Annotated in this window: 16 protein-coding genes; 7 read left to right on the top strand and 9 right to left on the bottom strand. The window is 42.1% G+C overall.

Translation table 11 applies throughout. The annotated features are described in order from the left end of the window. Window positions 1–9 precede the first annotated feature (9 nt). On the top strand, window positions 10–993 hold the full coding sequence (locus ACYSNO_RS05570) for a LacI family DNA-binding transcriptional regulator (protein ID WP_461730091.1): 984 nt from the start codon (window positions 10–12) through the stop codon (window positions 991–993). A 50-nt stretch (window positions 994–1043) separates the two neighbouring features. Here ACYSNO_RS05570 and ACYSNO_RS05565 read toward each other — a convergent pair whose 3' ends face one another. Continuing rightward, complete coding sequence (locus ACYSNO_RS05565; protein WP_461730090.1) at window positions 1044–2825, bottom strand: ABC transporter ATP-binding protein; 1782 nt, start codon at window positions 2823–2825, stop codon at window positions 1044–1046. After that, window positions 2818–4572 carry an ABC transporter ATP-binding protein gene (locus ACYSNO_RS05560; protein WP_461730089.1) on the bottom strand — a complete coding sequence of 585 codons (1755 nt, stop codon included), beginning with the start codon at window positions 4570–4572 and terminating at the stop codon, window positions 2818–2820. The genes ACYSNO_RS05565 and ACYSNO_RS05560 overlap by 8 nt, the downstream gene beginning before the upstream one ends. Before the next feature lie 117 nt (window positions 4573–4689). Between ACYSNO_RS05560 and ACYSNO_RS05555 the strand changes: the two genes are divergently transcribed. Beyond that, on the top strand, window positions 4690–5469 hold the full coding sequence (locus ACYSNO_RS05555) for a MerR family transcriptional regulator (RefSeq protein WP_461730088.1): 780 nt from the start codon (window positions 4690–4692) through the stop codon (window positions 5467–5469). A gap of 100 nt (window positions 5470–5569) precedes the next feature. Here the strand turns inward: ACYSNO_RS05555 and pta are convergent, their stop codons facing one another. Together pta and ACYSNO_RS05545 are read right to left on the bottom strand one after the other, a co-directional pair. After that, window positions 5570–6550 (bottom strand): phosphate acetyltransferase, encoded by a 981-nt coding sequence (gene pta / locus ACYSNO_RS05550; RefSeq protein ID WP_461730087.1) that lies wholly within the window; start codon window positions 6548–6550, stop codon window positions 5570–5572. Between the two features lie 151 nt (window positions 6551–6701). Beyond that, window positions 6702–7382, bottom strand: a complete 681-nt coding sequence (locus ACYSNO_RS05545) for a uracil-DNA glycosylase (protein WP_461730086.1) — start codon at window positions 7380–7382, stop codon at window positions 6702–6704. A 131-nt stretch (window positions 7383–7513) separates the two neighbouring features. On the opposite strand from ACYSNO_RS05545, the gene ACYSNO_RS05540 reads away from it, so the two are divergent. After that, window positions 7514–8383, top strand: coding sequence for a Cof-type HAD-IIB family hydrolase (locus ACYSNO_RS05540; RefSeq protein WP_461730085.1), 870 nt, complete (start codon window positions 7514–7516; stop codon window positions 8381–8383). Between the two features lie 22 nt (window positions 8384–8405). Continuing rightward, the gene (locus tag ACYSNO_RS05535; protein ID WP_461730084.1) at window positions 8406–8921 is read left to right on the top strand and encodes an LURP-one-related/scramblase family protein; all 516 of its coding nucleotides are present in this window, start codon (window positions 8406–8408) and stop codon (window positions 8919–8921) included. Between the two features lie 82 nt (window positions 8922–9003). Here ACYSNO_RS05535 and ACYSNO_RS05530 read toward each other — a convergent pair whose 3' ends face one another. Next, window positions 9004–9567: a GNAT family N-acetyltransferase gene (locus ACYSNO_RS05530; RefSeq protein ID WP_461730176.1), complete on the bottom strand. Its 564-nt coding sequence runs from the start codon at window positions 9565–9567 to the stop codon at window positions 9004–9006. An 84-nt stretch (window positions 9568–9651) separates the two neighbouring features. On the opposite strand from ACYSNO_RS05530, the gene ACYSNO_RS05525 reads away from it, so the two are divergent. Both ACYSNO_RS05525 and ACYSNO_RS05520 read left to right on the top strand, forming a co-directional pair. Next, on the top strand, window positions 9652–10122 hold the full coding sequence (locus ACYSNO_RS05525) for a class Ib ribonucleoside-diphosphate reductase assembly flavoprotein NrdI (RefSeq protein WP_461730083.1): 471 nt from the start codon (window positions 9652–9654) through the stop codon (window positions 10120–10122). A gap of 10 nt (window positions 10123–10132) precedes the next feature. Then, entirely contained in the window at window positions 10133–10960 is an 828-nt protein-coding gene (locus ACYSNO_RS05520; protein ID WP_461730082.1) for a LysR family transcriptional regulator, read from the top strand. Between the two features lie 213 nt (window positions 10961–11173). Here ACYSNO_RS05520 and ACYSNO_RS05515 read toward each other — a convergent pair whose 3' ends face one another. After that, window positions 11174–12301: an SPASM domain-containing protein gene (locus ACYSNO_RS05515; RefSeq protein ID WP_461730081.1), complete on the bottom strand. Its 1128-nt coding sequence runs from the start codon at window positions 12299–12301 to the stop codon at window positions 11174–11176. Between the two features lie 3 nt (window positions 12302–12304). Beyond that, entirely contained in the window at window positions 12305–13708 is a 1404-nt protein-coding gene (locus ACYSNO_RS05510; RefSeq protein ID WP_461730080.1) for a sulfatase-like hydrolase/transferase, read from the bottom strand. 154 nt (window positions 13709–13862) lie between these two features. Between ACYSNO_RS05510 and ACYSNO_RS05505 the strand changes: the two genes are divergently transcribed. Then, window positions 13863–14042, top strand: a complete 180-nt coding sequence (locus tag ACYSNO_RS05505) for a 2-hydroxymuconate tautomerase (RefSeq protein WP_461730079.1) — start codon at window positions 13863–13865, stop codon at window positions 14040–14042. A gap of 37 nt (window positions 14043–14079) precedes the next feature. Here ACYSNO_RS05505 and melA read toward each other — a convergent pair whose 3' ends face one another. Further along, window positions 14080–15390, bottom strand: coding sequence for an alpha-galactosidase (melA, locus tag ACYSNO_RS05500; RefSeq protein WP_461730078.1), 1311 nt, complete (start codon window positions 15388–15390; stop codon window positions 14080–14082). 76 nt (window positions 15391–15466) lie between these two features. Beyond that, window positions 15467–16303, bottom strand: coding sequence for an AraC family transcriptional regulator (locus tag ACYSNO_RS05495; protein ID WP_461730077.1), 837 nt, complete (start codon window positions 16301–16303; stop codon window positions 15467–15469). Window positions 16304–16361: the final 58 nt, after the last annotated feature.

Genomic DNA, 16361 nt, shown 5'->3' with positions numbered 1-16361 from the left:
GTCTAAATTATGGCAATTAAACTAACAGATGTCGCAAAAAAAGCTGGTGTTTCACCAACAACCGTTTCACGAGTCATTAACAATTACGGCTCACTTAGCCAAAAAACGATTGATAAAGTGCAAGCAGCTATGAAAGAGCTCAATTACCAACCCAACTCCTTCGCCCGTTCCTTGCAAGGAAAAAACACCCAACTCATTGGTTTGATTTTCCCAACAGTTGCCAATCCTTTTTTTGGGGAACTGATTGAAAAAATTGAAACCAAACTTTTTGAACGAGGCTACAAATCAATTCTTTGCGACAGTGCCAACAACCGCGAAAAAGAACGTAGCTACTTAAACATGTTGGCTGCCAACAAAGTCGATGGCGTCATCGCTGGCGCTCACAACCTTGGCATTCAAGAGTATGAAGAATTAACCTTGCCGATTCTTTCTTTCGATCGCGCGCTAGCTTCAAGCATTCCAATTGTTGGCAGTGATAACTATCAAGGCGGTTGGATAGCAACAGAGAACCTCTTTGCACAAGGTGGAAAAAAAATCGGGATTATGACTGGTAGCCATGCTTCGAATTCCCCAACGAATGATCGCTTAAAAGGCTATCTAGATTTCATTGAGTCAAAAGGACTGACCCCCTACGTCTATCGTTTTGAAGCGTTTGAACATTCACTGGCTTTAAAAAACATGAAAATTAAACGGATTTTAGAAGAAGAAGCGCTTGACAGTTTGTTTTGCACGGACGATTTAACGGCCTTACTGGTGATGAACCATTGTCGCGAACAAGGGATTGCCGTGCCTGAAGACTTCAAACTGATTGGCTATGATGGTACTCGTTTTATTCAAGATTATTTCCCACATCTAACGACCATCGTTCAGCCAATTGATGATTTAGCCGAGCTTTTAGTAGAACTTTTGATTCAACGAATTACCTATCCAGAGAAACCACTCGAAGCGGCTTACCGCTTACCCGTCCGCTTATTACAAGGACAAACAACCTAAAAAAGGGGCTGTGATATCTGTCACAGCCCCCTTTTGTTGGTTTATTCAAGCTAAAATTGACTGTGATACAATTGGGCGTACATCCCCTTGCGAGCGAGTAATTCGAGGTGCGTTCCTTGTTCGACGATATCCCCTTCATTCATTACGAAAATTCGATCTGCCGAAACAATGGTGGAGAGTCGATGCGCAATCACAAAACTGGTCCGTCCGGTTAACATCGCTTGCATCGCTTTTTGAACAGCCATTTCTGTTCGCGTATCCACGCTGGAAGTGGCTTCATCTAAAATTACCACGCTTGGGTCAACGAGTAGGACACGGGCGATTGTCAGCAATTGTTGTTCGCCTTGCGAAAGTTCACTACCTTCTCCCGTAATGACCGTTTGATAGCCTTCGGGAAGCGTACGGATAAAGTGGTCGCATTGAGCCGCTTTGGCAGCAGCCATGACTTCTTCTAACGTCGCTTCTGGTTTGCCGTAAGCAATGTTTTCTTGTATCGTCCCTTCAAAAAGCCAGGTATCTTGAAGCACCATTCCAAACAAGCGGCGTAAACGTTCCCTGGTCAATGATTGAATAGGGATACCATCAAAGGTAATCGTTCCTTGATTCACTTCATAAAAGCGCATCAATAAATTCACTAACGTTGTCTTTCCAGCCCCTGTTGGCCCAACAATCGCAACCATCTGTTGTGGCTGTACGGTAAAATCAACGGCCTTCATTAAGGTTTTTTCTGGCGTGTAGCCAAACGATACTTGCTGAAAGGCAATCGCTCCTTTAGGGTCGACCAATTCTGCTCCAGACAAAGGTTCTTCCATTTCTTCAGGTTGTTCAAGAATTTCAAAAATACGTTCAATACCAGTTAACGCATTTTGAGCAGCATTGACCACATAAGACGAGTTTGTAATCGGCTCAGAAATTTGGTTAACGTATTGCAAATAGGCTTGAATCGTACCAATTGATAAACTGCCACGAAGAACCAACACCGCACCAGCCAGCGCGCTAAAAACAAACGACAGCTGATTTAAAAAGCGAATCGCTGGATAAATCGAAAAATTAATGAAACGTGATTTCAAATATTGTTGTGCATATGCCTGATTCGCTTGGGCTACTTTTCCTTGCATTTGCTCTTGCAAGTTAAATGTCTTGATAATGCCGTTTCCTGCGTATAACTCTTCCACGATATTGCTTAATTCACCCAGTGACGCTTGGCTCTCCTCGGCATAAAGTTTATTTTTATTGGCAATCCATCGTGTCGTAAATACACTAAACAATAGGATCAACAAAACAAACAGCGTCAAATAGCCATTCAAATAAAACATCATCACGAGGCCTAAAGTCAAGCTGACGATGGAAGATAGCATCTGCGTGACGTTCATCACTAGAAAATCAGAAACTTTTTTTGCGTCTGAAGTCGTTCGGCTAATGATTTCACCAATTTGATACGTATCAAAAAAGGCCATGGGCAACCTTGTCAATTTGTCCGTAACTTTTTCCCGTAACGTTACGACCAAAGATTCGCTGACGCGCGCCATGACAAATTCAGACGTATACGAAAGCAGGCTTAAGGCAGGAACAATTAGTATCAAGCCCATGACTGGCCCCCACACCGCCTCTTTTACGAACAAAAGACGCGTATCCCCAGACACATCGAGTTGAAGCACTTGTAACAATCGATCAATGGCAAGCCCCATTAAAAAGGGAATCGCCGTCAACAAAACATTGCTTAAGGTACTCGCGAAGAGAATCACGAAAAAACTCAACTTTTCAGTCTTCAGCAAGGCCCAAAAATGACGCAGATTCTGCCTTTCCTTCACGAATTTTCTTTTCTTATCCACTGTGCACGTCTCCTTCTTCTATTAGTTGCTGCGACTGTGCAAAAGCTCGATACAAAGAACTTTGCACAAGCAGGTCTTGATGGGTTCCTTGAGCGACAATGCGCCCTTCATCGAGCAGTAAAATCCTATCGGCGTCAACTACCGTGCTTAGACGTTGCGCAACGATAATCGTAGCCACATCCCTTAAGGACTGTTTGATTCCTTGACGAACGATTTTATCCGTTTGATAATCTAACGCTGAAAAACTATCGTCAAAGACATACAGGTCCGCGTGCTTCACTAATGCACGTGCAATCGACAAGCGTTGTTTTTGTCCACCAGAGTAGTTGGAGCCACCTTGAGCCACAAAGGACTCGTATTGTTGCGGCAATTTCTCAATGAAAGGTGCCGCTTGGGCGATTTGAGCGGCTGCTTCAATTCGCTGACGGCTCGCCGTCTCCTCAGCGAACTGTAAATTTTCTAAAATGGTCCCGTGAAACAAAAAGGACTTTTGTGGCACGTAACTCATTTGATTTCTTAAAGCAATTTGGTTTTGCAGCCGCACATCGACTCCGTTCACCAAAACTGCTCCTTGGCTCACTTCATTCAAACGAAAGAGCAGTTTGGCAATCGTACTTTTCCCCGATCCGGTACTGCCTACAATGGCGAGCGTCTCGCCACGTTTCACTTCAAAACTAATTTGGTTTAAGACACTTTCTTCCGCATCTGGATAGGTGAATGAAACCTCCTTGAACTGAACGACCACCTCTTTTTGAGACGGCAGCTGTGTGTCTTTTTCGATTGGATCTTGAATTGGACTTTCTTTTTCAAGTACTTCTTTTAATCGTTCAAGCGAAGCATAAGCCCCTGGCAACGTGATAAAAACCATCGCCGCCATCAATACATACATAATCGCTAAGGTGACGTATTCTACCACAGCTGTAATGCTACCAATTTGCATCGTTTGATTCGCTACTTCAAAAGCACCAAACCATAAAATCGCAGTTAAAGCGCCGCCCAATAAGGCTGAAACAACCGGCGTCAAAGTGGCAAATAAATAATTCAATTGAATCATGTTTTGGGCATACTCATGAAAAGCAGTATGAGTCTTATCTTTTTCAACAGCTTGCTTATTGAACGCACGAATGACACGAGCACCCGTATAAAATTCGCGAACAGAACGAACCATCCGATCCATCTTCTCTTGAATCATCACCGAGTAACGATTCCCCTTATAGACGAGCAGTCCAGTTAACAGCAGAAAAAGAACAACCACAGCAAGCGGTATCCACACAAGGACGGTCGATACCTTACCCGTTAAATAAATTGCAATCAAACCAATCATTGGCGCTGGCAAAATCAATTGGCTAAATAAAACAAGTGATTCTGAAATGTTTTCAACATCATTTATCGTACGAGCCAACAATGAAGCGACACCCAATTGATTCACTTCATCAATGGTTAACTCTTGGACTTTCCGAAAAACCGCTTCGCGAGCAAAATAACTAAAGCGAGCCGCGACTTTTGCAGAAAAATAACTACCTAGTACTCCGGCAACGCCAGTTAAAAGTGCCACGAACAGCATTTGTCCGCCAATTGACCAAACGACAGATAACTCACGACTCGCTATCCCTTGATCGATTAAACGTGCGACTAAAAAAGGAACCATCAAAGTTCCGGTAACTTGCAACCCTAAAGACGCCAGCAACAAGCCGATTAAGCTTTTATTTCTGGCTAAAAAATGGGTCAATATTTTTTGAACAGTCATTCATCTTCTCTCCTATTTCGATTTCAATCTTCATTCCAAGTACGTACTATAAACCATCAACCAACTTGAAGGTCAATCAAAAGATTGCTATAATTTTTCAAAAAGGAGAAAATGCGTATGCGTGAGCTTTTTTCAATTAATGAAATTGCCGAAATTTTCAATACACCCAAATCAACTTTACGATTTTGGGAGGAAAAAGGATTGATTCAACCAGAACGCAACCAAGAAAACGATTATCGCATGTATGATTTGAAAGAACTGATTCACGTCGGGGACATTGTCTTTTATCGTAGTTTAGGATTATCGATTGCTCGTTTGCAAGGGTATCGCCAAATGGACGCTCGGGCCTTAGAAGAACTTCTAACAAATGCCGAAAAAGATGTGAGAAGTCAGTTGGAAAAACTCCAAATGATTCAAAACGTCTTAAACGATCGTCAGGAAAAACTCTCTTGGGCGACCCATTTATCTGAGACAACCTACCTTGAGGAAAGGCCTGATTTCGATTACTTAGTCCCATACATCTACAAGGAACCCTTCAATCATGAAGCCATCCAAGAAAATGATCCCTATCATTTTGTTCTTTCGATTACTTTCGAACCAGAAATGCAAGTCCAAGACGGCTTAGTGATTCCACAACCTGAAAAACAAACGCAGCTGATCTGGCAATACGCAACAACCACCAAAAAATTTCGAACGGCCCGTCTAAAAATCCCCGCGGATACACTCATTCAGCAAGCCGACCTTGCCCCCCATCGAACACGACTGGAACAACTCGGTTACCACGTCGTTGCTATCGTCGCTCGTTACCTTGCGACCATCAACGAAGAGACTGGTCGTTTTGAATACTACAAGGCTTGGTTTGAAATCGAAGAAAAAGGAACAGAAAAAAACACCTGATCGGCCCATATAGCCCGATCAAGTGTTCACTTCTTTCAAATCGAAGACGACAAAAAGCGTGTCGAACACATTCGACACGCTTTTTGTCTTTTTATCCTACTTAGTCCATTAACGTTTGAGCTGCTGTAATAATCGATAATTTGTAAACATCTTCTTCATTACAACCCCGAGATAAATCGGAAATTGGTTTGTTTAAGCCTTGTAAGATTGGGCCAATCGCTTCAAAGTTTCCTAGGCGTTGTGCCAATTTGTAGCCAATGTTTCCGGATTGTAAATCTGGGAATACATAAACATTTGCTTTACCCGCTACGTCTGATTCAGGTGCTTTCAATTGTGCCACGGATTGGTTATAAGCGGCATCAAATTGTAACTCCCCATCAATCACGAGGTTCGGAGCCATTTCTTTTGCGATACGTGTTGCTTCAATCGTTGCGTCTGCTTGTGGTGCTTTCGCAGAACCTTTCGTTGAGAAGCTTAGCATGGCAATTTTCGGATCAATGTCAAACATTTTTGCTGTTTCTGCAGAAGCAATAGCAATTTCTGCTAATTCTTGCGGCGATGGGCTCACGTTGATTGCACAGTCAGAGAACAAGTATTTTTCTTGCTCGTTTCCGCGCATCATTAAGAAGGCACCACTTGTCCGTGTAATTCCTGGTTTTGTTTTGATGATTTGAAGTGCAGGACGCACGGTGTCACCTGTTGAATGAATCGCACCTGAAACAAGGCCGTCGGTAATGCCCATATGTGTTAACATCGTTCCAAAGTAGTTTTCGTCTTTTAATAAAACTTCTGCTTGTTCGCGTGTCGCTTTGCCTTTACGGACTTCCACAAAAGCATCCACCACTTCATCCCAACGTTCACAATCGTAAGGATCATAAATCGTCATGCTGTCGATGTTAATTCCACGAACGGCTGCTGCTTGTTCAATCTCCGCACGTTTTCCGATTAAAACAGGGTCAACTAATTCTTCCCCTTTTAAGCGTGCAACCGCACTTAAGATACGTGTATCCGTTGCTTCAGGGAAAGCAATCCGAATTCCACGACGAACAATTTTAAATTTTAAGCTATCAAATAATTCCACAGTAAAACCCTCCAGATTTTTTATTCATTCTCATCATACACCATTCCACAAAAAAAGAACAGTTTTTTTCACTGTATTAATCAAACAATTCGTTATTTGTTAACGAGTTCACAGATTAACAAAAGACCTGTATCCTTCCCCTGGATGCTTGTTATAACACATCGGGAATTTGCCAATCAATCGGTTCCAATCCAAATCGAATGAGCGCTTCATTCGTTTTAGAAAAAGGTTTCGAGCCAAAAAATCCTCGGCTGGCAGAAAGCGGACTGGGATGGAATGATTGGATTATCACATGTTTTTCTGTATCAATCATCGCCGCCTTTTGTTGCGCTGGCTTCCCCCATAAAATAAAAACCATCGGCTCCTCGCGGGCATTTAATTTTTGAATGATTGCATCCGTGAATCGCTCCCACCCTTTTTTGCGATGCGAGTTAGCCTGGCCTTCACGTACTGTCAAGACGGTGTTTAGCAACAATACTCCTTGGTCTGCCCAGCTTGTTAAGTTGCCATGATTTGCTGGGGGAATCCCTAAATCACTTGCCAATTCCTTATAAATGTTTCGTAAAGACGGTGGAATTTTGACTCCTTTTTGTACAGAAAAAGCCAAGCCGTGAGATTGGTTGATTCCATGATAAGGGTCTTGCCCTAAAATGACCACTTTGACTTTTTCGTAAGAGGTATGTTCGAGGGCATTAAAAATTTGTTCTTGTGGTGGAAAAATCGTTTGCGTCGCATACTCAGTGGCTAAAAATTGCTCGAGTTCTTGGAAATAAGGTTGGTGAAACTCGGCTGCTAAAATCGTTTGCCAACGATTGTGAATAATCGGCATCATCGCTATCGTCTCCTTTTGTAATAGCTTAATCGAAGTTCGGTTTTTACTCAACAAATCCCTTTTGAAAATAAGAAAAATCTTATTTTTTATGGTACACTAAAGGAAGAATAGAGGATGAAAGGACGACTTAAATGATTAAATTAATTGCTTCAGATATGGATGGTACATTGCTTGACGCTGAGATGCGTATTTCTCAAGAAAACATTGATGCGATTCGCTATGCAGAAGAACAAGGGGTGGAATTTATCATCGCGACAGGACGAAATCGTTTTGAAGCACTCCCGCCTTTAGAAGAAGCAGGCATTCAGTGTGCCATGATTACCTTAAATGGTGCCCATGTTTTTGACAAAGAAGGCAACTCCTTATTTACGACACCCATGAACAAAACGGAAGTCTTCCAAATCATGGATATTTTAGATGCTCACGGTGTTTACTATGAACTTTCGACTCAAAATGGCACTTACACGAATAGCAAAGAATCACGGATTGAGCAATTTGCTGCACATATTACAGAAACGATGCCTCATTTGACCCATAAAATGGGGATCGCGATGACCGTTGCCCACTTGGAATTTTTCCCCGTTCACCTAGTGGATGATTTACGTGAATTAGCGAAAAAAGAAGAAACAGAAGTCCTAAAAGTGATTTGTTTTGATAAACGTGGTCCCGCTCACTTGGGGGCTGCAGGAAAAGAAATTGCCGTCTTTGAAGATTGTGTCGTGACGTCTTCTGGTCATAACAATATTGAAATTAACCATAAATTTGCGCAAAAAGGCATCGCTGTCGCGCATGTTGCAAAAGAACGCAACATTCATTTAGATCACGTGATGACGATTGGGGATAACTTAAACGACTTGAGCATGATTCAAGCAGCCGGCGTCAGCTTCGCGATGAGCAACGCCTTAAACGAACTCAAGGAAGAAGCAAAATATCTAGCACAAGAAAATGTCCATTCAGGAGTTGGAAAAGCAATTGTACGTGCCATTGATGAGCGTTTGTGATTTACAGAAAGGGTGAAAAAGGATGTCCGATTTCTTTATTCAAGAAAAGCCATTTGGAAAGTCAACTCAGACGATCGTCAAAGATGCAAACGGCCATCCTCTTTACACACTGATTGGAAACTGGGGAAATCGCGGCGACTGTTTGACCCTCTATCAAATGGATGGCCAAGTGGCAGCTAGCGTGAAACAAGTCAGTTTGCCCTTCGTTCGACGATTCGAAATTTTTGAAGCGGGTAAGAAAGTCGGGGTTTTGCAACGTTTTTTCAACTGGCCCAGTGACTTTTACTACGTGCAACAACTACACTGGACGGTTTACGGCAACCTCCAACAACACCAGTACAAAATTCATCATTTCAACAAAGAAATTATGACCATGAATAAAACCAAACGTTGGCACGGCGATCACTACTTGTTACACGTCCACAAAGATGAGGACGCCCCCGTTTGCCTGTGTATTGCGAGTATTTTAGATTACTGGTTGTATATGCGAGAACGCCCGCCACTGACTTATTACAAAGAAGCCCTCGATCTAGCGTAAAAAAAAAGCGTGTCAAAGAGGAAGTTCTCACAACTTCCTTTCCTTGACATGCTTTTTTGGTTGCCCTTAAATGACCAAGGGTCTATCCAAGTTGCTTTTGCATGTGGTAGTAATCATGTCCACTCAAGACTTGGGTGCCGACCACTTCATAGCCTTGACGTTCATAAAGTTGTTGGGCTTTAGGGTTGGCTAAATCAACACACAGTCCTGTCTTCTTCGCACCAGCGGCTTTCGCTGTTTGTTCCACAGCTGCCAACAACTCTCCGCCAACTCCTTGTCCACGAAAAGCTTCCGCAACAACAATCGAATCCAAGTACCATTCTTCTGGGTAAGTTTCTAAATCAACAAAAATTGGTTGGTCCGGTAAGCCCAAACGGTGCAAGACATCCGACAAAGGACGATCGATTACCGGCTCGTCTGCAGCCAAGTAGCCAAAAGCAATCCCCGCCACTTGCCCGTCGATTTCTTTCACAATTCCCCGGGGGTAGCCATAACGATAGGTCGGCGATGCGACCGCCTCTTCAAGTACGGCTAAGGTTTGTTCCTCTCCAACAGCGGTCAAAAACTCGACCTCCATATCTTTTAAAATCACTAAGATGAGTTGCGCAATTATCGGCGCATCTGCCATTTTCGCTGGGCGAATCATTTGATCCATTCCTTTCATTTCTACAAAATAAGCTCCCTTCCTTCTCAGATATTTGTTATACTAGCGTAAAAGGAGGTTTCACACATGACCATCAATTTACTCTTCATGTCCATTTCAGGCAATGTTCGTTCCTTTGCCAAGCGTATCCAACAACTTTCAGAGAAGATGCAGCAAGAGCATGCTGACTTCCCTATTATACAGATAAAAGAAATCCATGACAATTCGAACGTTGAGGAAGAAATCGATCCTTATGTTGTGGTTGTCCCAACTTACCTGATTGCTAGGCAAGGGTCGACGCAAGAAGATCAAGAAATCATGACTGAGAGCCTACGAGAATACCTCGAAGACCAAACGGATTTAAGCAATTGTCTAGGAATTATCGGGAGTGGCAATAAAAATTTCGCTCAACTCTATTGCTTGACCGCTAAACAATATACGGAACAATTCGATTTACCGCTGTTAGCCGAGTTTGAAATGCGAGGAAATCCAAAAGAAATCGAAACCATCTATCAGATTATCACGCAAGCTTGGCAAGCTTCAAAAACAGAAAAATAAGAGGTGCAAGATGTTTCAAATATTTAAAACATTTATTTCGGTGTACGAGACACATAATTTTACACGGACGGCTGACCAATTGTTTCTATCACAACCGACCGTCTCTTCTCAAATAAAAAAACTGGAAGAACAACTCAATGTCTCCCTTTTTATTCGCAGTGGAAAACAAGAAATTATCCCCACGAAAGAAGCCGAATTTTTGTATCCTCGAATCATTAAAATTATTGAGGAATGGGATGACTTATCCACACATATCCATTCGGACGAAGTGATTCGCGAACGATGTGTTTTGGCTTGTACGCAAAGTTGCGGCATGTACTTGTTACCGACTTTCGTTCCCAAATTATTGGAAAAATTCCCAATGATTGATTTTGAGTTTCCAATTATGAGCCACCAAAAAATCGTGCATGGCATCGAACAAGCCAAGTTTGATTTTGGCTTGATTGAATGGGCGGAACGTAGCGAACAACTCAAACGCTATACCGTTGCTCAAGATGAACTCGTCTTAGCTGGCCACCGCCACTCGCCGTATTGGCTCATGAACGACTCGATGAACCCCTTACGAGAAATCAATGACCAGTACTTACGCGATAACAACCTTTCGCCGATTTTCATTCGAACGAATAGTTTTGAAATGATTAAAAACTTACTCAACCAAGGCGTCGGTCGTGCGATTATTTCGAAACTAGCCTTAGACGAATCGGTCCCTTATGAAACCTTGGAAATCGATAATTTACGCAACTTTTATTTCTTAACTCGCGAAGAAGTCATTTCTGAATTACTGGCAGAAGTTGCCAACTTCATCCAACAAGAATTGAAAAACAAGGTACATTTGTAGCCCTTGTTTCATTAAATGTACGTAGAGCCATCCATCGAAAGGGGCTGTGACAGATGTCACAGCCCCTTGGTCTTTTACGAACGTTTGGCGGATAAACGGGCAACAAAGGGCTGCGCTTTCGGGAACTTCGCGAAATCCAAGCAATTGAAAAAGCCAATTGTTCGAATCGCCCTCCAGTTTCTCAGAACAAAGCGACTTTTGTCACACCTCTTTTTAACGCTGTGCGGGTATTCGTTGGAGCTTTTGTTGAATTGCTGGAATCTGCGGTAAAAATTCTTGCAAAAAGCTTTGGTAACCACAAAGATCTTCTTTTCGATTGATGTACATGGCATCGCGCATCCGCTTGCAACCACCGTGACACATTTGTAAAAACGGACAACTTTGGCAAAGCTTAGACGGCTTTGGTTTTTCGCATAAAAACAGCTTGGAAACATCTTGTTCGAACAGTTCTCGCAACGATTGCTCTTGAATGTAGCCTAGACGATATTCATCCAATACATAGAAATCACAAGGATAGACGCTACCATCTGCTTCGATAATGTATTGAATTTGACAATTGCCCGTTAGCCCACAAGCATTGACTTGGCGATTGACAAATAGGTTGAAGACATCGTCGAAAAATTTAATACTCCGATAGGTGCCCGCTTCAAGTTCGGCTAACCATAGCCGTAACATCTGACGATAGAAACTGGCAAAGCGTTCTGGCGTTAACGCGTAGCTGCTACGTTTTTCGGCATTTAACTCATCTAAGCAAGGTATAAATTGAATGTAATCCAACTTTTCTTTTTGCATAAATTGATAGATTTTTTTCGGTTCTTTTGCCAGTTGATTGGTTAAGACGCACAAAACATTGTACTCAATTTCATATTGGTCAAATAAACGTTTTGTTTCAATCACCCGATGGAATGTCCCGCGACCTTTCGTATCGAGGCGATGCAAATCATGGTACATCGGGTGCCCATCAATTGAAAGTCCGACAAGAAAATTGTTGGCTTTTAAAAATCGACACCAAGCATCATTGATAACCATCCCATTGGTTTGAATCGCATAATGCACAGTGACTTTCTTTTTTTCTTGTTCTTCTTCGACCAGTCGTTGAACATTTTTAAAATAAGGCAAGCCTGCGAGGGTCGGTTCCCCCCCTTGAAAAGCCAAGGTCAACGAATCGCCATCAACCAAATCCACAAAGAGTTGGGCAATCATTTTTTCCGTCGTTTCTGGTTTCATTCGGCCGTATGACTGGACTTCTCTTAAAGACGTGACATCTGCATAAAAACAGTACTGGCAACGAATATTACAAAGCCCTGACGCTGGTTTTACTAAAACTGAAATATGTTTCATCCTTTACCCTTTCTGGCTGATTTCTTCAGCCCAATATTCTCTTCCCTGATGAAAATCAAGGTCTTGATGCCCTTTGGCTAACTCAAACATCTGAGCCTGTAATTTGGCAACAAGGGGTTGATTGGCTGGATGTTTCGCCAAGTTCTCCTTCTCAAATGGATCGTTTTTTCGATCAAATAATTGTTGGAAATGCCCGTCCTTTGTGCGATATTCCAAATATTTATAATCCTTTGTCACCAAGCCACGAATTTTCGTTGTGAACATCAGATACAAAACTTCACGACCCTTGGCACCCGATTGAATTATCGGTAAAAAACTCTTCCCATACAGGCCTTCAGGCACAGGAAGGCCAACATAATCAAGCAAGGTTGGCATAATATCCAGTAACAAGACCTTCTCTTTGATTTGTTGGTTTTTCGGTAAGCCCGGACCTGAAATCAGCAAAGGGACGCGAATACTGTGATCGTAGAGATTTTGTTTCCCCATTAAGCCATGTTGGCCAATAGATAAGCCATTGTCGCCAGTAAAGACAATCAGCGTTTCATCTAGCAGGCCTTCTGCTTCGAGCGTTTCGATGAGGTCACCGACACGTTCATCGATGTGCGAAATCATCGCATAATAATCAGCTAAATGTTGACGAACCGCTGCTTCCGTCCGTGGATAAGCCTCGAGGGTTTCGTCTCGCTCTCCTTGGATATCAAAACCAAAAGGATGTTGCGGCAAAAAGTTATCTGGCAGCGTTAACGCCGCGGGGTCGTACATTTTTTGATATTTTTCCGGCATCGTCCTTGGATCGTGTGGCGCTAAGAAGCTCCCATAAATAAAGAAGGGTTGGTCTTTTTTGCGACGATTTTGAAGATAGTCGATGATTTCATCGGTAAATAAATCCGTCGAATGCTTGCCAAGCGCTACTTTTTCAGCTGGCATTTTTGTCACACGATTGGACGAAAATGGATCTTGCGTGAACGTTTTAAACTCCCCATAATTGCCATCTGCATGGAAATTATTGACTGGCACGTTCCAATGATCCCACATGCCACCAAAGAAAATCTGACCGCCATCGCTAAAACTCCGAGTATAACTTTCCAAGCCGTTGTGCCATTTGCCAATGCCACACGTTTGATAGCCATTTTCTTTTAATGTTTCTCCTAGCAATGCTTGTTCCGGAGGGATGGTTTCACCAAAATGATCCCACGAAGTTAAATAACGACCGGTATGAATCATCGCTCGTGACGGCATACACACCGCCCCACTTGTTCCACCTGGAAGATAGGCTTCTTCAAAAGCTACGCCATTTTCAACCAAGCGGTCAAAATTCGGCGTTTGAATGTCTGGATTTCCTAAAGCTGCAATCGTATCAAAACGTTGATCATCGGCAACTAAAAAAAGAATATTTTTGTATGTCATCCTGATTTTCCTTTCGCACTTATGATTTCCCTTTAAGCTTAGCACGATGAAAAGGATTTCACAATGGACTATTTTATCCAGCAATCATGGATTCATCTACGCGAAAAAGACAGAATATGCTAAAATGAAGACAGTAAAAGAGGAGGAATGCCACATGCCAATCGTCAATATTCAAATGCTTGAAGGACGGACACCTGAACAAAAAGAAAACTTAATTCAAGAAGTGACCGAAGCCGTTGTCCGAACAACTGGTGCAAGAAAAGAAGCAGTCACAATTATTATTAGTGACATGAAAAAAGAAAACTACGGCCACGGCGGCGAAGTACGAAAGTAAAAAAACAAGACGATACTTGGTCGTCTTGTTTTTTTGATTAATGGTATTCTGGTAAGTAATCGCCGTGAGCTTCAATTAAATCATCCACCAAATTGCGAATGTCATCAATCGATAACTCGGCATTCGTATGGGGATCTAGTAAAGCTGCTTGATAAATTTTCTCTCTACTTAATGTTAACGCCGCTTCAACAGTTAATTGTTGCACGTTAATATTTGTTCGATTTAAAGCAGCCAGTTGGGTTGGTAAATCCCCAACATAAGTGGGTTGCACGCCATTTTTATCGACTAAACAAGGGACTTCCACACAACTATCTGTCGGTAGATTCGTAATCAAGCCAGTATTCATCACATTTCCGCCGATGACTGTTGGATTGCCTGTTACCATTGCATCCATAATGTACGAGGCATATTCTTTACTGCGAGTATGGGTTAAATCCCCATTATGAACGATTTCATCTCGTTGTTTTTCCCAACCTGCAATTTGATCCACACAGCGTTTCAAATATTCATCAATCGGAATACCAAATTTTTCAATCAATTCTGGATATTTTGCTTTAATAAAGTAGGGATGGTACTCGGCATTGTGTTCGCTCGATTCTGTAATATAGTAACCAAAATTACGCATCAACTCATAACGAACGGAGTCATGATGTGGATTTGAAATTCTCAAGGCCTGCTCACGAATCTTAGGATAGAAGTCTTCTCCTTTATAATTAATTTCAAGCAACCAAGCCATGTGGTTAATTCCTGCAATCTTCCATTGAAAATCGTTTAAATCATACTCTTCCGTTATTCCCAAGCCCTGAAACAAATCCGGAACGCAAACTTGCACACTATGACAAAGCCCCACTGTTTTAATTTTCGTCGCTTTTGAAACAGCCATCGTCAGCATCGCCATTGGATTCGTGTAATTTAACAGCCAAGCATCTGGACACACTTCTTCCATTTCTCTAGCAAATTCTAACATCACCGGAATCGTACGTAAGGCCCGGAAAATCCCGCCAATGCCTAACGTATCGCCAATCGTTTGTTGCAATCCGTATTTTTTAGGAATCTCAAAATCAATGACCGTTGACGGCTCGTAGCCACCCACTTGAATCGCATTCACAACAAAATCCGCATCTCGCAAGGCTGCTCTGCGATCCTCGTAAGCTTGAATCGTCGCACGATGGTCATTACAGTTTTTATTTATCGTTTTTAACATCATTTCCGACTCTTTTAAGCGTGCGGCATCAATATCATATAAAGCAATTTCGGCATGATGCAAACTCGGGGTTAACATCGCGTCACCTAAAACATTCTTAGCAAAGACGGTACTTCCAGCTCCAATAAAGGTAATTTTCACCATTTTACTTCCTCCTACGTCGTTGATTTTCTTGACACTTCAATCATAAAGGAAGCACCGTCCGTTGACTATCACTTGATTATTGATTCGTATCACTATTTTTTAGGTGTTTTTTTCGATATTCCAATGGACTGACCCCATGAAAGTTTTTAAAGGCTCGTGAAAAGGTTAATGGATTTTCATATCCAACTAAAAAAGCAACTTCCTTCACCGATTTCTCACTGCGAATGAATAAACGACCGCTTTCCTCCATTCGAAAAAAGCTTAAATATTCATTCGGCGTCATCCCCATTTCACTTTTTATCACCTGACTAAAATAAGACTTATTCAAACCAAAGTTTTCAGCAATCACTGAAATTTGCAGATTGGGGTTGTGGTAATGATGTTGCACATACGCGACAAATGCATAGCGATAGCGTCTTTTTTCTTCGGCAACGGTTTGCTTGGTCGTATCTGGTGGATAAAAAGCCCCTAGAATTTCAAACAAATACTGTTGAATCAGCAATTGATTCGAATCGCCTAAAATTGCTGGACGTAAAATCGACTCAAAACGTTGCAAGACCAATGCTTCATTCTTCGCTTTCCCAACATGCTTTTGTGGATCAATCTGTAAATAAGCCAACACTTCATTGACTTTTTTTCCATGAAAGCCAATCCAGTAATACTCCCACGGCTCCTCTTCATCTGCTTGATAAAAGGTTTCAATTTCAGGTTGAATCAAAAAGAAATCGCCTTGGCTTAAGGCGTAGTCCTTTCCATCAACTGAAAAAGTTCCTCGCCCTTTCGCAATAAAATGCAAAAGGAAATGAGATCGCCGATGCGGTCCGTAAGCATGAGCAGGAGGACACACTTGATGTCCAATATTAAGCAAATAAAAATCTTCAAAAAACGACTGTTCAAAAAAATAATCTTGCATCATACCCTCCTAGAACAAAAAAATCGGATAGCAATCACTCTCGCCGTCCGATTTTTTG

It is taken from the genome of Enterococcus sp. LJL98 (assembly GCF_054871745.1).
Note: the sequence above shows the minus strand (reverse complement) of the source record. Positions and strands in the feature narration are given on the sequence as shown.